The organism is Roseicyclus mahoneyensis, from assembly GCF_003148775.1.
Taxonomy (GTDB): domain Bacteria; phylum Pseudomonadota; class Alphaproteobacteria; order Rhodobacterales; family Rhodobacteraceae; genus Roseicyclus; species Roseicyclus mahoneyensis.
Window position 1 is genome coordinate 212,814 of the sequence record NZ_QGGW01000003.1, and the last position, 16,032, is coordinate 228,845.

The following is a 16,032-nucleotide window of genomic DNA, read 5'->3' on the forward strand; positions in this document are numbered from 1 at the left end:
CAGTGCCGCAAAATCCAGCACCCGATCCTCATGTCATGCAAATGTCGCGTCTGTGCCACGGTGTGGCACTAGCTGTAGGGTTGTCGGGGATCAGATGCCCAAGCGGTCGCGCAGGCTGAACCAGCTCATCGCCAGCGTCAGCAGTGGCGCGCGCAAGCTTGTGCCGCCGGGAAAGCGCGGGATCGGCAAAGCCTCCAGCGTGGTCAGCCCGTCCTCTTGTCCCATCACGGCCTCGGCCATCACGCGGCCCGCCATGCCCGACAGCGCAACCCCATGGCCCGAAAAGCCTGCGCCCGACAAGATGTTGGGTGCCACGCGGGCGACATGGGGCAGGCGCGTCATGGTGATGCCAAGCGCACCGCCCCAGACATGACCGATGCCCACGCCCGCCAGTTGCGGGAAAAGCCGTTCCATCCGGGCGACCAGCGCGGTGCGGATGTCGCGGGGGAAGGCGATGGAATAGCTTTCGCGCCCGCCGAAGAGGAACCGGCGATCTGCGCTGAACCGGTAGTAGTTCACCACAAATTTCGAATCGGACACCGCAATATCCTCGGCCAGAATATCCTTCCAACGGTTGGGGATCGGGTCGGTTGCGGCGATGAAGGAGTTGATCGGCATCACGCGGGCATTCACCTGCGGCAAGATGTTGGGCAGGTATCCATTGCCCGCGATGATCGCATGGCCCGCCGTGACCTGCCCGCGCGCGGTGGCCAGCGTCAGGCGCGGGCGGGTGACGACATGCGTTACCTCGCTGACCTCATGGATCACGGCGCCCGCCGCCTCGGCCGCGCGCGCGAGCGCCCGTGCATAGGCGAGCGGGTGCAGGTGTCCGGCCGAACGGTCAAGCGTGCCACCCACGTAAAGCGGCGATTTCACCAGCGCCTCAAAGGCGTCGCGGCCCATGACCTCGATCTGCGTGCCGTAATGGCGGGCCATGTGATCGGCGTCCAGACGCGCCTGCGCCAGATCGAGGGGGCTGTATTCGCCATGCGCCACGCCGGGGCGATAGGCGGCCTCGGGGGCGTGGCTTTCGCAAAAGCTGCGAAGCTGGTCCTTGCCGGCCTGCGACAGATCCCACAGCGCGCGGGCGCGGTCGCGGCCCAGTTGCGTCTCGAGCCAGGGTTGCCCCTTGTTGAAGCCCGATTGCACCTGCCCGCCATTGCGCCCCGATGCGCCGAAGCCCACGCGATGCGCCTCGAGCACCACCACCTTGCGGCCCGCGCGCGCCAGCGTCAGCGCAGCCCAAAGCCCGGTGAAGCCCGCGCCGAGGATGACCACATCGCAAGCTATCGCGCCTGTGAGCGCAGGGCGTTCCTGCTCGGGCGGGAGGCTCGCAGCATACCAGCTGGGTGGGTGGTGGCCCGGACGGTCGTTGCGGTAAAGCGGGTTCATCGGGCGATCCGGTAGAAGGTCAGCGTCACCTCAGGCGCGCCATAGGGGCCAAGCGACAGGCCATCCTCGACGGACCATAGCTCGAAATCGAAGCGATAGTCGGAGAGGTTCCCCTCCAACCCCTGCGCCTCCACCGCCGCCCGGACCCATGGCGCCAAGGCCTCCGCATCGGGCGGTTCGGTCGGGCCGATGGGCGGCAGGTCGGACAGTGCCGCCTCAAGGCGCGCGACGTCTCCCTCGGCGAGCCAGATCCGGGCCGTGGGCGTCAGGCTCGGCAGATAGGCAGGCGTTATCAGGTAGCCGTCGACATCCGTCGCGGGGGCATCGCCGCGCCAGAGTTGCAGGCCGGTCCAGCTCAGCCCGGAAAACGTGGTGTCGATCTCGCCCGCGATGCCCGCCCCGTCGATGGCATCGCGCAAGGTCTGTCCGATCCCGGCCTCGAGTGTGGTCGGATCGAACTCCGGCATCGCCTCGACCGGGGCGTATATCGTGGGCAGGCGCAGCATCACGAAGCCGTCGAAGCGGTCTGCTTGGGGTGGCAATTGCTCGGCCCCGGACACCAGCAGCTGCGAGGGATCGGCGAGGATCGCCGCCTCACGCGCGCGGATGGCCGCGGTGCCGGTCGTGGTCACGGTCTCGAGGGTGGCGGGCCGTCCGGCCTCGATCAGTCCGGCCAGATCACGCTGGGCGTCGGATGCGCTGCAATGCGGGCGGAAACAGATGAGGGTCGCAACCTCCCGCCCGTCCAGAAACAGGCTGGCAAAGGGCAGGCTGGTGTTTGTCCCCGGCGGGCTGAGAAACAGGATCGACAGCAGCACGAGGTTGCGCTCGCCTCGCGGATCATCGGTGTAGAAGGCCTGCGGGGCGGCTGCGACGAGCAGGTCCGCATCGGTGACGGCCAGTGTCGGGCCACCCGTGGCCACCGGGTGCAAGATCACCGCGGCCCCGGGTCCCGAGGGGTCGAACCCCTCATTCTGCAAGAACGCGACGCGCACCAGCTCTGGCGGCTCGGCGGATGGGGACTGTATGCCGGCCAAGAAGGCGTTGAGCGTCGCGCCGAGGATCAGCACGGCAGCCCCGATTGCAAGCGCGACACCGCCCGCGATCATCACGACCAGGCGCAGCCACCACGGCATCAGACGTTCAACAGCAGGTGCTCGCGTTCCCACGGGCTGATCACCTGCAAGAACTCGTTATGCTCCAGCTCCTTGACGGCGCAGTAGACGCGGCAAAACTCCTCGCCCAGGGTCTGGCGGATCGTGGGGTTGGCGTCGAGCAGGCCAAGCGCGTCGCCAAGATTGCGCGGCATGCCAGACGGCAGCTTGTAGGCGTCGCCCGCAAAGGGGTCGGAGGGTTGGGTTTTCTCGATCAGGCCCACCAGACCGCAGGCGAGCGAGGCGGCGATCCCGAGATAGGGGTTGCAATCCATTCCCGGCAGGCGGTTTTCCACCCGCCGCGCCGACGGCTCCGACACCGGCACGCGCAGGCCGGTGGTGCGGTTGTCACGGCCCCATTCGAGGTTGATGGGTGCGGCGAAATCGGGAACGTAGCGGCGGTAGCTGTTCACGTAAGGCGCCAGCAGCGCGACGACGGCGGGCAGATTGCGCTGCATGCCGCCGATGAAATGCAGGAATGCGGGGGTTTCCGACCCGTCCGCGTTGGAAAAGATGTTCTGACCCGTCTTGATGTCCACGACCGAGTGGTGGATGTGCATGGCAGACCCCGGTTCGCCCTCGATCGGCTTGGCCATGAAGGTGGCGTAAGTGTCGTGTTTCAGCGCCGCCTCGCGGATCATGCGCTTGAAAAAGAACATCTCATCGGCCAGCCGGACGGGATCGCCATGGCGCAGGTTCAGCTCGATCTGGCCCGCGCCACCTTCTTGCAAGATGCCGTCGATCTCGAGGCCCATGGCCTCGGCGAAATCGTAGATGTCGTCGATGACCTTGCCGTATTCGTCCACGGCCGACATCGAATAGGCCTGCCGCGCGGCGGCCCTGCGGCCCGAACGGCCCATGGGCGGTTCGATCTCGCGCGCGGGGTCAATGTTGGGGGCGACGAGGTAGAATTCCATCTCGGGGGCGACGATCGGGCTCCAGCCCCGCGCCTTGTAGAGATCGACGACGCGCTTGAGCACGTTGCGCGGCGCAAACGGCACGGGGCGGCCCTGCTGGTCGTCGATGTCGTGGATCACCTGAAGCGTGGTGTCTGCGGTCCAGGGCGCGGGCGTGGCGGTGGAGAAATCGGGCGTCAGGATCATGTCGGGCTCGGTGAAGCCGTCGGCGACGCTGTCGGCCCAGTCGCCGGTGATGGTCTGGAAATAGATCGAGTTGGGCAGGTAGAAGAACGGCTGGCGCGCGAATTTGCCGCCCGGCATGGCCTTGCCCCGCGCAATGCCCGCAAGATCGGCGACGATGCATTCGACCTCGTCTATGGGGCGCCCCTCAAGGTATTTGCGCGACACCTCGGGCAGCTTGGCGATCAGGGCGGCGACGGATTCGGAACTCATGCGCTGGCCTTCGCGGCAAAGGGGATACGTGTGGCGGGCGCGCCTTCCAGCACGTCGGCCAGCCAGTCGGCGATCAGGCGGTTGTCGGTCGGCTTGTCCAGATCGGCGCGCACCCGGTCGAGCAGGTCGCCGGGCACGGTGGCCGAGCGGTGGAGCATCAGCTCCTCGACCACGGAGGGGGGGAACTCGGGGTGTGGCTGCACGGTCAGGATCCGCTCGCCATGGGCAAGGACGGCGTTTTGCGTGAAGTCGTTGGAGCCCAGCACGGTGGCGCCGGGCGGCAGGTCCACCACCTGATCCTGATGCCAGGCATGCAGCGCCACTTCGCAGCCGCCGATCTCGTAGCTTCGGTGGCCGACCGACCAGCCGCCGTCGAATTTCACCACCCGGCCACCCAGCGCCTGCGCGATGATCTGATGGCCAAAGCAGATGCCGACCAGCGGGTGGCCCGCGTCGCGGATGGCGCGGATCAGATCCTCGAGCGGGGGGATGAAGGGATGATCCTCATAGGCGCCATGGCGCGAGCCGGTGATGAGCCAGGCGTCAGCGTCCTGCGGGCCGCCCGGAAACTCCATGTCCACGACGGACCATGTCCGCAGGTCGAACCCGCGATGGGCAAAGAGACGGCCGAACAGATCGGTATAGGTGCCGTCGCGGGCGGCCACTTCGGGCGGGACATGGCCGGTTTGCAAGATGCCGAGGATCATGGGGGGCTCGTGTTTTGGGATGGCGGCAAGCTATGCCCGCCCGGCAGGCGCGGCAAGGGGGCTGTGGGGTAGGGCGCGGTGCGCCTGAAGGCAACCGCGCGGAGGGCGCACGCCCCAAGGTGCATCGGCCGCGGTCATGCCGCGGTCATACGGTATCGAGATAGAGATCCGTTTGTTCCTGTGCACTGAGTTCGGACATGTAGTGCAACTCCTGCCGTTTGGTGGCCAGAAGGTTGGCGATCAACTCGGGCGCGAAGATGCGGGCGATCTCGGGGCTTTGTTCAAAGGCGTCGATGGCCGCCTGCCACGTTGTCGGAAGCTGCGCCAAATCGTGATTGTAGGCGTTGCCGGTGATCGGTTCGGGGGGGGCTTCGCCATCTTCGATCCCGTTCAGGGCCGCGCCAAGGATCGCGGCCAGAAAGAGATACGGGTTGATGTCGCCGCCCGCCACGCGGTGTTCGATCCGGCGCGCAGGCCCCCCGCCTGCGGGCACGCGCAGCGCGGTCGTGCGGTTCTCATAGGCCCAGGCAATGCCGGTTGGGGCATGTGCGCCGGGCACCAGCCGATCATAGCTGGACGCATGCGGCGCGAACATCAGCATCGAGCCGGGCATCGCCTTGAGGCATCCGGCGATGGCGTGGCGCAAGATGTCGGAGCCCCGCGGCGTGCCGTCGTCAAGGATGTTGCGCCCCTCGGAATCGAGGATCGAGAAATGCGCGTGCAGACCGTTGCCCGCGTAATCGGGGTAAGGCTTGGCCATGAAGCTGGCGGCAAACCCATGCTTGCGGGCCATGCCGCCGGTCATCAGCTTGAAGAGCCAGGCATCATCGGCCGCCTTGAGCGCGTCGGCCTGGTGCATCAGGTTGATCTCGAACTGGCCCGGCCCCGCTTCGGAAATCGTGGTGTCGGCGGGGATGTCCATATCCTCGCAAGCGTCATGCAGCGCGGTCAGGAAATTGTCCCAGGCATCGAGTTGGCGCAGTGCCAGGATCTCGGCCTGCTGGCGGCGCTTGCCCGACCGGGGCGAGGGGGGCACGCGCAATTCGCGGCCAGCGTCGTCGATGATGTAGAATTCCAGCTCGGTCGCCACCACAGGCGTCAGCCCGCGCGCGGTGTAACGGTCGATGACGCGGGCAAGCGCCTGCCGTGGGTCGCCCGCATAGGGACGTCCATCCTCGTGGAACATCCAGATCGGCAAAAGTGCGGTGGGCGTGTCGAGCCATGGTACCGGCAGAAAGCCGCGTTCGGTGGGCCACAAGATCCCGTCGGGATCGCCCGCCTCGAAGACCAGCGGACTGTTCTCGATATCCTCGCCCCAGATGTCGAGGTTCATCACAGAATACGGAAAGCGCGTGCCCTCGGTCAGGGCCTTGGCCGCGAAGCGGCGCGCGATGCGCTTGCCGCGCGCCTGCCCGTTGAGGTCGGCGGCGACCGTGCGGATCGCCTTGATGTCGGGGTTTTCGAACAGGTAGTCGGTCATCGGATGATCTGGGGCCGGATGCGGAGCCTTGGCCTGCGGTCGGCAGGCAGGTGGCGGTTGAGACGCCTGTTGATCCAGCCGAAGAGCCAGATGATCACCAGCGTCAGGATCACGAAATAAACCGCCACGATCGGATAGGGCACAAAGGGGTTGAAGGTGCGATCCGCGAAATAGTTGGCGTAGTAGAGCGCGTCACCGCGCTGCTGGAAGGCCGGGAAGCTGGAGAAGAAGACCAGCGCGGTGGCATGGAACAGGAAGATCGCCTCGTTCGTGTAGCCGGGCCAGCCCAGCCGCAGCATGGTGGGAAAGCTGATGCGGCGGAATTTCTTCCAGCCTGAAAGGCCGTAGGCATCGGCGGCTTCCAGATCGCCGCGAGGAATGGCGCGCAGCGCGCCATAAAAGATCTCGGCGGTGTAGGCTGAGGTGTTGAGGAACAAGACGATCAGCGCCCCGAGCCAGGCCCGCGACAACCATCGGGTTTCGGCCGCGAACTCGACGCCCAGAAAGGTGAACTCGATGCCCACGCGGGGCAGCATCACGAAGAGCTCGTAGGCCATGAAGAACTGGATGAACAGCGGTGAGCCGCGGAAGACGAAGATGAACCATTCGGCCGGTTTGCGGATCAGACGGGCGGGCGTGTTCTTGCCCACCGCCAGCGCCACCGCGAAGAGAAAGCCGAAGGAGAGCGCGAGGATCCCGAAATAGACGTTCCAGATCAGGCCCGAGCCGATCAGGACCAGCTGTTGGCACAAGGTGATGTCGGCGCTGGGCAAGAGGCGCTCGCCGATCCCCAGCGACCGGAGGGCATAGGCCTCGAAGGCTTCTAGGCAGGTCATGCTCCGGCCTTTCTGAGCGCTTCGCCCGCCGCCGTCGCCTGCCCGCGCGAGAGGCGCGTGGTCAGGCGCGCAAGCACGATCTCGGAGACCCGCGTGAAGCAAAGGTAGAAGACCAGCAGGGCAAGGAAGTACCAAAACCGCCAGTCAGGATGCGGATACTGGTAGACTGCGGTGCGTGATCCGCCCAGTTCGCGCGCCCAATAGACGATATCCTGGATGCCGAGCAGGAACAGAAGCGGGGTGGCCTTGATCAAGATCATCCAGATATTGCTGAGCCCCGGCAGGGCATAGACCCACATCTGCGGCACCAGCACGCGCCAGAATACCTGGCGGCGCGACATGCCATAGGCTTCGGCCGTCTCGAGCTGGGCGCGCGGCACCGCCTGCATGGCCCCGTAAAGCACATTGCCGCAAAACGCGCCGAAGACGATGGCATAGGTGATGACGGCAAGCGCGAAACCATAGGTCTTGTGTACCCATTGCGGGGCGTTGCCCGCGGGCGTGCGCGCCTCGGGGCAGACAAGGAAATTGGCGCCTTGCCGGATCGGATCGGTCCAGTCGGGGCATACGATCTGGTGGCGCAGGTATTCGATGGCCTGATCGAGGACGAGGACGAAGAAGAGGAAGAACACGATATCGGGCACGCCCCGCACCATGGCGGTGTAGAGCTTGCCGAGCCATGCGACGGGCAGGATATGGCTGCGCGAGGCCGCGGCCGCGGCGAAGCCGAAGGCGAGGGAGACGGGGGCGGTGACGGCCAGCAGCGCGAAGACGACGAGGAAGGACTGGTAGAACAGCATATGCGCGCCGTTGGTCAGGTAGCAGCTGAACCAGCGGAGTGTGTCGAGCGTGGAGGGGTCGGTGCAGAAGGCGAACATGCGGGCCTATCGTGGACGGCGGGGGGGCTCTGCCCCCGGCCTGCGGCCTCCCCCGGGATATTTTCTAAACGAAGAAGCAGGGGCGGTGGCGCGTTAACCTTAATGCAACGTGGCCGGGGGCCGGCGCAAGGCCTGCCCCCGGTCCTTGCCGATCAGAAGGTCGCCGCTTCCGGGCCGAACCATTCGAGGATCAGCGCGTTGAGCGTGCCGTCTTCCTTCATCGAGGTGATGGCGGCATCGAAGGCTGCACGCCGTTCGTCGCCGTCGCGCAGCGCCATGCCGACGCCGCCTCCCAGCTGCACGGGCTCGCCCACGATCATGAGGTCGGCATCCTCGGCGGCGATCGGGATCAGGTAATCGCCATCGGCGAAGACGGCATCGGCCTCGCCGTTGCGGACTGCGGCGACGGTTTCATCCGGCGTGGCAAACTCGATCAGCGTGGCGCCCGAGGCCGCGATGTAGCCCGCCTGGATCGTGTTGGTCTGGGCCGCGACGACCGAACCCTCGAGAGTGAAATCCTCGGACAGGCCGACGAAGAGGGATTCGGCGGGCGGGAAATAGGGTTGGGTGAAATCGACGATCACCTCCCGCTCCTCGGTGATCGACATGCCGGCGATGATGGTGTCGTAGTTGCCCGAGGTTAGGTTGGGGATGATGCTGTCCCAGTCGTTGGTGACCCACTCGCAGGTGAAGCCTGCACGGGCGCAAAGCTCGTCGCCCACGTCGCGCTCGAAGCCGTCGATCTCGCCATTATCGTTGATGAAGTTGTACGGAGGATAAGCGCCCTCCGTGCCCATGCGCACGACGTCTTGCGCGGCGGCGGCGCCGACGGTGAGGGCCAGAAGGCTGGCGGACAGGATCAGGTGTTTCATCTTGAAGTCTCCCTGGTGTGGTTTTTGGTGGTCTTGCCTCAGGCTGCCTGTGAGTGGCTGAGGAACTGTTGCAGGCGCTCGGATTTAGGGGCGCCGAAAAGGGATGCGGGCGGGCCTTCCTCCTCGATCTTGCCGAGGTGCAGGAAGATCGTGTGGGTGGACAGGTCGCGCGCCATGCGCATGTCATGGGTGACGAGGATCATGGTGCGACCTTCTTCGGCCAATGCGCGGATCACGCGCACCACCTCTTGTTCCAACTCGGGGTCAAGGGCTGAGGTCGGCTCGTCGAACAAAAGCGCGCGGGGTTCCATGCACAGCGCGCGGGCGATGGCGGCACGCTGCTGCTGGCCGCCGGAAAGCTGCGCGGGCCATGCGTCGGCCTTTTCGCCGATGCCCACCTTGTCGAGATAGGCGCGGGCGCGTTCCTCGACCTCGGCCTTCGGTTGGCCAAGGACGGTAACGGGCGCTTCCATCACGTTTTGCAAGATCGTGAGGTGCGACCAAAGGTTGAATTGCTGGAACACCATCGAAAGGTTGGTGCGGATGCGGCGGACCTGTTCGGCATCCGCGGGGCGGCGGTGGTGGCCGGTGCCCTTCCAGCGGATGGGGTCGCCCTCGAAGGTGATCTCTCCTTGCTGGCTGTCCTCGAGCAGGTTGGCGCAGCGCAGGAGCGTTGATTTGCCCGAGCCCGACGAGCCGATGAGCGAGACGACATCGCCAGCGCGCGCCGTAAGGTCGACGCCGCGCAGCACCTCGAGCGCGCCAAAGCTCTTGTGTAGACCGGTGATCTGGATGACCGGCGGTGCGGCTGACATTCTGGACCCTTGGATTGTTGGTCTGCGAATTTGTGCCCATGGATGACGCAATTGCAACGGTCTTGTGCAGGGTTCCGCAGGGGAATGGTGCGGTTTGCGTCGGTTTTTCGGGCGAATGATCAGGGATTGGGCGGGATCGGGATGGCGCGGTAGGTGCGCGCCTCGATGCTCACAAAGCCCCGCAGGTCGAGCGCCGCGGCACTGGCCGCGGGCAGGGCGGCCAGCGCCTGTGCCAGCGCCGCGCGGATCGGGGCAGGGTCGCGGCCTTGGGCGGTGATGAGCGGAAGGCCCGGCGTGGGGGGCGTTCGCGCAATCTCGAGCGTCGGGTCGGCGCCTGCGCGGACCAACAGGCGCCATGTCTGGGCATCGATGGCGGCAAGATCGGCGGCGCCGCCCGCCACCGCGCGGGCGGAGGCGGCGTGGCTGCCGGTGAGCGTGACCGGGCCGAGCGGCAGGGAGCGGGCGGTGGCCCAGCCGTGCAATGCGGCCCAGCCCGACTGGCTGAGCGCGTCGTTGATCGCCACGCGGGGGCGGTCGGGCAGGGATGCGTCGCGGGCGAGGATGACGGAGCGGTAATGGCCCGGCGGGCAATCAGGCAGGCCGTAGTCGGGGGTGGCCACCAGCGTGACACGCGCATGCAGCCGGGCGCGGAAGGGAAGGCCGCAGGTCTGGGCCAGAAGGAGGTCTGGGCTTTGCCAGATCTCCCACAGGTCGCGGTCGCGGGTGAGGTGGTCGGGCGCGCCGATGCCGTGGGCACGGAGCGCATCGCGGATGGCAGACCACAGCGCGTCGGTTTCCGCGCGCAATTCGGGGCGGTCATACATCGGCAGGGCGGCGATCAAGGGCCGACCCTCAATCACCGTAATGGGCGTCTTCCACCCGTTTGCGGGCAAGATTGCTGTCGCGGTCGTTGATGCCGAGCATGGGCGCGATCATGCGCAGGAGGGAATCCTCGCGCTGGTCGCGTTGGCCGTCGGCCAGAACGATGAACCACAGCGCCTCGATCACATGGACGCGGTCCTCGTAGGGGACGCTGTCCTTGATCGCGCGGGTGAAGCGGACGGTGTCGGGGGCCTCAAGCTCCAGAGCCTCGGCCTCGGCGCGCAAGCTGCGTGCTTCGGCGTCGGAGAGGCCGTAGCGATGGGCCAGAACGCGGTCGATCTGCGCCTGCTCGATGGCGGCATAGTCGCCATCGGCCCGGGCGATGCGCACCAGAAGGGCGGCGAGCGCCGTGCGCGCGTCGTCATAGGGCAGGGGTTCGGGGTCGGGCGCCGTCAGGCGGCGGAGGAGATCGGCTATCATGCGGTCCGATATAGGTCGGGGTGGGCGCTGTGGAAAGCCGTCTCAGGGGATGCGGATGGACCCTTCGGCGATCCTGACCGCCGATCCGGCGACGCGGATAGCCCCAAGCGCTCCGTCCGTGACATCGGTGGTCAACCGAAGGACAGAGGGGCGGCCCATCTCGATGCCTTGCTGCAGCGGGATCGTGGTCGTGCCCTCGGGCAGTGCGCCATTGGCCAGCAGTTGCGCGGCAAGGATCGCGCTGGCGGAACCCGTGGCCGGATCCTCGGGGATGCCCGCGCCGGGCGAGAACATGCGGGCGCGGTAGCCCTCGGGCGTGGCGGTGTAGAGATAGGCGCTGTCGACTTTCGCGGCGGTCATCAGGTCGGACCATGCGGGTTCATGAGGCCGGGCAGCGGCGAGCGTCGAGAGGTCGGTGACGGGGAAGTAGAGAAACGCCGGGCCGCCCTGCCAGACGCTGGGGCCATGCGGGCCGATGCGCGCGGGCTGCAGGCCAAGTGCTGCGGCGATCATCGCCTGCGGAGGGACGGGGGCGTGGCGGACGGGCCGTTTCGGGGCGGTGAATTCGGCGCGCGACGTTGTGCCGTCGCGGGTGATGGTGACGGGGACGAGGCCCGCCTCTTCCTCGAGCGTGATGCGAGTCTCGATCTCGCCTGCAAGGTGCAGCGCGCAGCCGATGGTCGGGTGGCCGGCAAAGGGGATCTCGGCGGTGGGAAAGAAGATGCGGACGCGGGCGCTGTGGGCCGGGTCGGAAGGGCGTTGGACAAAGATCGTCTCGGACAGGTTGAACTGGCGGGCGATGGTCTGCATCTGCGCGGTCGTCAGATCATCGGCCCCCTCGACGATGGCGAGCGGATTGCCGGTGAAGGGCGTGGTGGTGAAAACGTCGTAGATATGAAAGCGGAGCATCGCGGCCTCGGTCCTGCGGTCGGCACCAGCGGATCACCCGACGCGTCCGATGGCAAGGGGGGCGTTTTGCTGCAGCGAAACGGGGCGCAAAGCTGCGGCTTTGCGGGTCCGAAAACTGCCGTTCTCCGCGCCCTTCAACGCGAATCCTTTGACAGCTGGCCGCCCGCAAGGTATGAATTGAACGAGCGTTCAATTAATGGGAGGGTTGGCGCCATGTTCCTTGGGTCCATGACGTTCGATCTGGGCGATGACGTCAACGCGCTGCGCGAGATGGTGCACCGCTGGGCGCAAGACCGCGTCAAGCCGCTGGCTGCCGAGACCGACCGCAAGAATGCCTTTCCCAATGAGCTTTGGCCCGAGATGGGCGCGCTGGGCCTCTTGGGCATCACGGTAGAGGAAGAGTTCGGCGGCGCGGGCATGGGATACCTCGCCCATACCGTCGCGGTGGAGGAGATCAGCCGCGCCTCGGCCTCGATCGGGCTGAGTTACGGGGCGCATTCCAACCTTTGCGTGAACCAGATCAAGCTCAACGGCACGGCGGAGCAGAAGGCGCGCTACCTGCCGAAACTGGTGTCGGGCGAACATGTCGGCGCGCTGGCCATGTCCGAGGCGGGCGCGGGCTCGGATGTGGTGGGGATGCAGCTGCGCGCCGACAAGCGCAATGACCGCTACGTCCTGAACGGCACGAAATACTGGATCACCAACGGCCCGGATGCCGACACGCTGGTCGTCTATGCCAAGACCGACCCCGAGGCCGGATCGAAGGGGATCACCGCCTTTCTGGTGGAAAAGACGATGACGGGATTTTCGACCTCGCCCCATTTCGACAAACTGGGCATGCGCGGGTCCAACACGGCGGAACTGGTGTTCGAGGATGTCGAGGTGCCCTTCGAGAATGTGCTGGGCGAGGAAGGGCGCGGGGTGCGCGTCTTGATGTCGGGCCTCGATTACGAGCGCGTCGTGCTGTCGGGGGTCAACATCGGCATCATGGCGGGCTGCATGGACGAGGTGATGCCCTACATGGTCGAGCGCAAGCAGTTCGGCCAGCCGGTGGGCAATTTCCAGCTCATGCAAGGCAAGATCGCGGACATGTACACCGCGCTGAACACGGCGCGCGCCTATGCCTATGAGGTCGCCAAGGCCTGCGACCGCGGGCAGGTGACACGGCAGGATGCGGCGGCTTGCGTGCTTTATGCCAGCGAGGAGGGGATGAAGGTCGCCCACCAGGCGGTGCAGGCGATGGGCGGCGCGGGCTTTCTGAACGACAGCCCCGTGGCCCGCATGTTCCGCGACGCCAAGCTGATGGAAATCGGCGCGGGCACCTCCGAGATCCGGCGGATGCTGGTCGGCCGCGAGTTGATGGCGCTGATGGCATGAAGGCATGGGGCGCCATGGCGGTCGGAGTGATCTGGCTCTGGCTGACGGCGGCGTCGGTCTCGGCGCAGGCAGAGGCCCCCCACAGGGTGTGCGACGCCTGTGTCTCTGCCGCCTGGGCCGCGGACAGCGCCAATTTCTTGGCCCCGCGGGCGTTTCCCATCAGCTGCGGTGCCGAGGTCTTTCCGATGCGGCTGGCCTGTTCCGTGTTCGGCTATCTGACGCCAACGGGGATGCAGACCTGTCTGTCGGAGGATCTGACATTCTGGGCCGCCGAGTTGGCGCGGGAGGAAGCGGCTGCGCTTTCCGTGGGGCGTGCCGGTCGCGGCGACCTCTACGACACTGGTCTGGCGCGGTGCGAAGCCGATGAGCCGGAAGGCGTTGTGCGGCTCTCGTGCGAGGTTGGCGTGCACTGGCGCGCGGTGATGGCATTCCATGCGGTGCCGCGGATGACCGATCAGCCCGCCCCGGTCACGGAGGTGACATGAGGGCCGGGGTGATCTTGCCGCTTGCCGCGATGCTGACGGTCGCGGCGGCCTTCGGCCTCTGGCTGGGGGTGCGCGCCGTGCCGCCCACCGAGACCGACATCATCCTCGACGCCGCCGCGCGCTATGTGGCGGAAACGGGCGGGGAAGCGACGGATTGCGCGGGCTGGCCCCCGCCGATCGAGGGGGTGCGGATGGTGGTGATCTGTGGCCCCGACTGGGCGCAGGCCGTCGATGCTTGGGGCCGCCCTGTGAACTTGCCCGACCCGGAGCCGGGCGCATGAGGGGCGGGGCGCTGATCGCGCTGACCCTGTTCGCGACGCCTGCGGGGGCGGAAGGGTTCGACGCCTGTTTCGCGCGATCCATAGCGCATTTCGAGATGGAGTTTGCCCGCACGGGCGTGGCCCGGACGGTCGAGGATTTCGCGCTCGTCACCCGCGACCGGGTGCATCATTGTGGCTCTCTCGCCATCGTGGCCTGCGACCGGGGGGATGCCCCGCAGGCCTGTCAGCGGGCCTTGGCGGCGGATCAACGCGCGCTGACGGCGCGGGTGCTGGGCAGCCTGCCCGTGCCTGCCGAGGTGCCCGCGCCCGATCTGCTGCCGGGGCTTTACCCGCAGCTCTGGGATGTGGCGCATGGGACATCGGCGGGCGACGATTGCGCGGGCGCGGACGAGCCTGTGGCCGCATGGTGCGACACGCATGAGGCGCGGCTGAAGCTGACCGAGGCGGTGGCGCTTTGGCAGGTCGCGCGCCTGATGGGCGTGTCGGGGCCGGCGTTGGAACTGGGCTGGGTGGCGGACGCGATGCCGTTCCGGCCCGTGGCGCGTCCCGAGGGGGAGGAAGGCCAATGAGGCTGAGATCGACGTTCCTTGCCGGGTCCGAGGAGGCGCGCGCCAACCGCGCGGCGCATCTGGCGGCGCTGGCCGAGATCGAGGAGGCCGCCGCGCTGGCGGCGCAGGGCGGTGGTGCAAAGGCGCGCGAGCGGCATGTCAGTCGCGGCAAGATGCCGCCGCGCGAGCGGGTGGCGAACCTGCTCGATCCGGGATCGCCGTTCCTCGAGGTCGGGGCGGTGGCCGGGCACGCGATGTATGAGGGGGCCGCGCCCTGCGGCGGGGTAATCGCGGGAGTGGGCCTCGTCGAGGGGCGGCAGGTGATGGTCGTATGCAATGATGCGACCGTGAAGGGCGGGACCTATTTCCCGATCACGGTGAAAAAGCACCTTCGCGCGCAGGAGATCGCCGAGGAGAACCGGCTGCCTTGCGTCTATCTGGTCGACAGCGGGGGTGCGAACCTGCCCCAGCAAGACGAGGTCTTTCCGGACCGGGATCATTTCGGGCGCATCTTCTACAATCAGGCGCGGATGTCGGCCAAGGGCATCGCGCAGATCGCGGTGGTCATGGGGTCATGCACCGCAGGTGGCGCCTATGTGCCCGCGATGTCGGATGTGACGATCATCGTGAAGGACCAAGGCACGATCTTTCTGGCCGGCCCGCCCTTGGTGAAGGCTGCGACGGGCGAGGTGGTGAGCGCGGAGGATCTGGGCGGAGGCGATGTGCACACGCGGCTGTCGGGCGTGGCGGATTATCTGGCCGAGGATGACGCGCATGCGCTGGCCTTGGCGCGGCGGGCGGTGCGGTCGTTGGGGGGCGGTGTGATGGGCAGATTGCCCAGCCTAGGGGGGCGCGCGCCGGCCTATGACCCCGATGAGCTGTTCGGCGTGGTGCCCGCGCGGCTGACCACGCCCTATGACATCCGCGAGGTGATCGCGCGCATCGTAGACGACAGCTGGTTCGACGAGTTCAAGCCGCGCTTTGGCGAGACGATCGTGACGGGCTTCGCGCAGGTCATGGGGCTTGATGTGGGCATCGTGGCCAACAACGGGGTGCTGTTTTCCGAGAGCGCGCAAAAGGCTGCGCATTTCATTGAATTGTGCTCGCAGCGGCGTATTCCGCTGGTGTTCTTGCAAAACATCACCGGCTTCATGGTGGGCCGCAAATACGAGAACGAGGGGATCGCGCGGCACGGTGCCAAGATGGTGACCGCCGTGGCGACGACGGCTGTGCCCAAGGTGACAATGCTTGTTGGCGGCTCTTTCGGTGCGGGGAATTACGGGATGGCCGGGCGGGCCTACAGCCCGCGGTTTCTCTGGACATGGCCCAATAGCCGGATTTCCGTGATGGGCGGCGCGCAGGCGGCAGGCGTTTTGGCGACCGTCAAGCGCGACGCGATGGAGCGGGCGGGCGAGGCATGGTCAGCAGAGGCGGAGGCCGCGTTCAAGCGCCCCACGGTCGAGATGTTCGAGCGCCAGTCGCATCCGCTCTATGCTTCGGCGCGGCTTTGGGATGACGGGGTGGTCGATCCGCGCAAATCGCGCGAGGTGCTGGGGTTGAGCCTTGCCGCGGCCTTGAATGCGCCGGTGGAGGAGACGCGGTTTGGCCTGTTCCGGATGTGACGACCTTCCCTCAGGGGTCCTG

Annotated in this window: 17 protein-coding genes; 5 read left to right on the plus strand and 12 right to left on the minus strand. The window is 66.9% G+C overall.

The genetic code is table 11. The features are described 5' to 3' along the window. Positions 1–90 precede the first annotated feature (90 nt). The 12 genes from C7455_RS08135 to C7455_RS08190 form a co-directional block, all read right to left on the minus strand. Positions 91–1,392 (minus strand): NAD(P)/FAD-dependent oxidoreductase, encoded by a 1,302-nt coding sequence (locus C7455_RS08135; protein WP_109667223.1) that lies wholly within the window; start codon positions 1,390–1,392, stop codon positions 91–93. Next, positions 1,389–2,528 (minus strand): hypothetical protein, encoded by a 1,140-nt coding sequence (locus C7455_RS08140; RefSeq protein ID WP_109667224.1) that lies wholly within the window; start codon positions 2,526–2,528, stop codon positions 1,389–1,391. Before C7455_RS08140 ends, C7455_RS08135 begins: the two co-directional genes overlap by 4 nt. Beyond that, entirely contained in the window at positions 2,528–3,898 is a 1,371-nt protein-coding gene (locus C7455_RS08145) for a glutamine synthetase family protein (RefSeq protein ID WP_109667226.1), read from the minus strand. Before C7455_RS08145 ends, C7455_RS08140 begins: the two co-directional genes overlap by 1 nt. Further along, complete coding sequence (locus C7455_RS08150; RefSeq protein WP_109667228.1) at positions 3,895–4,605, minus strand: type 1 glutamine amidotransferase; 711 nt, start codon at positions 4,603–4,605, stop codon at positions 3,895–3,897. The genes C7455_RS08145 and C7455_RS08150 overlap by 4 nt, the downstream gene beginning before the upstream one ends. A gap of 145 nt (positions 4,606–4,750) precedes the next feature. Next, on the minus strand, positions 4,751–6,085 hold the full coding sequence (locus tag C7455_RS08155) for a glutamine synthetase family protein (RefSeq protein WP_109667229.1): 1,335 nt from the start codon (positions 6,083–6,085) through the stop codon (positions 4,751–4,753). Beyond that, positions 6,082–6,921 (minus strand): ABC transporter permease, encoded by an 840-nt coding sequence (locus C7455_RS08160; protein ID WP_109667231.1) that lies wholly within the window; start codon positions 6,919–6,921, stop codon positions 6,082–6,084. Before C7455_RS08160 ends, C7455_RS08155 begins: the two co-directional genes overlap by 4 nt. Next, a complete protein-coding gene (locus tag C7455_RS08165) occupies positions 6,918–7,799 on the minus strand; it encodes an ABC transporter permease (protein WP_109667233.1) in 882 nt (293 codons plus the stop codon). The genes C7455_RS08160 and C7455_RS08165 overlap by 4 nt, the downstream gene beginning before the upstream one ends. Positions 7,800–7,951: 152 nt before the next feature. Next, positions 7,952–8,671 carry a transporter substrate-binding domain-containing protein gene (locus C7455_RS08170; RefSeq protein WP_109667235.1) on the minus strand — a complete coding sequence of 240 codons (720 nt, stop codon included), beginning with the start codon at positions 8,669–8,671 and terminating at the stop codon, positions 7,952–7,954. A gap of 38 nt (positions 8,672–8,709) precedes the next feature. After that, positions 8,710–9,486, minus strand: a complete 777-nt coding sequence (locus C7455_RS08175; protein WP_109667237.1) for an ABC transporter ATP-binding protein — start codon at positions 9,484–9,486, stop codon at positions 8,710–8,712. A 119-nt stretch (positions 9,487–9,605) separates the two neighbouring features. Beyond that, the gene (locus C7455_RS08180; protein ID WP_109667238.1) at positions 9,606–10,328 is read right to left on the minus strand and encodes a phosphate/phosphite/phosphonate ABC transporter substrate-binding protein; all 723 of its coding nucleotides are present in this window, start codon (positions 10,326–10,328) and stop codon (positions 9,606–9,608) included. Positions 10,329–10,338: 10 nt separating this feature from the next. After that, on the minus strand, positions 10,339–10,788 hold the full coding sequence (locus C7455_RS08185) for a tellurite resistance TerB family protein (RefSeq protein WP_109667240.1): 450 nt from the start codon (positions 10,786–10,788) through the stop codon (positions 10,339–10,341). 42 nt (positions 10,789–10,830) lie between these two features. Then, positions 10,831–11,697: a PhzF family phenazine biosynthesis protein gene (locus C7455_RS08190; RefSeq protein WP_109667242.1), complete on the minus strand. Its 867-nt coding sequence runs from the start codon at positions 11,695–11,697 to the stop codon at positions 10,831–10,833. A gap of 213 nt (positions 11,698–11,910) precedes the next feature. On the opposite strand from C7455_RS08190, the gene C7455_RS08195 reads away from it, so the two are divergent. The 5 genes from C7455_RS08195 to C7455_RS08215 are packed head-to-tail and all read left to right on the plus strand — an operon-like array spanning position 11,911 to position 16,010. Further along, positions 11,911–13,074 (plus strand): isovaleryl-CoA dehydrogenase, encoded by a 1,164-nt coding sequence (locus tag C7455_RS08195; RefSeq protein WP_109667243.1) that lies wholly within the window; start codon positions 11,911–11,913, stop codon positions 13,072–13,074. Next, positions 13,071–13,559, plus strand: coding sequence for a hypothetical protein (locus C7455_RS08200; RefSeq protein WP_109667245.1), 489 nt, complete (start codon positions 13,071–13,073; stop codon positions 13,557–13,559). The genes C7455_RS08195 and C7455_RS08200 overlap by 4 nt, the downstream gene beginning before the upstream one ends. After that, positions 13,556–13,840: a hypothetical protein gene (locus C7455_RS08205; RefSeq protein WP_109667246.1), complete on the plus strand. Its 285-nt coding sequence runs from the start codon at positions 13,556–13,558 to the stop codon at positions 13,838–13,840. The genes C7455_RS08200 and C7455_RS08205 overlap by 4 nt, the downstream gene beginning before the upstream one ends. After that, positions 13,837–14,409, plus strand: a complete 573-nt coding sequence (locus C7455_RS08210) for a hypothetical protein (RefSeq protein ID WP_109667248.1) — start codon at positions 13,837–13,839, stop codon at positions 14,407–14,409. The genes C7455_RS08205 and C7455_RS08210 overlap by 4 nt, the downstream gene beginning before the upstream one ends. Next, positions 14,406–16,010 carry a carboxyl transferase domain-containing protein gene (locus C7455_RS08215; protein ID WP_109667249.1) on the plus strand — a complete coding sequence of 535 codons (1,605 nt, stop codon included), beginning with the start codon at positions 14,406–14,408 and terminating at the stop codon, positions 16,008–16,010. Before C7455_RS08210 ends, C7455_RS08215 begins: the two co-directional genes overlap by 4 nt. Positions 16,011–16,032 lie beyond the last annotated feature (22 nt).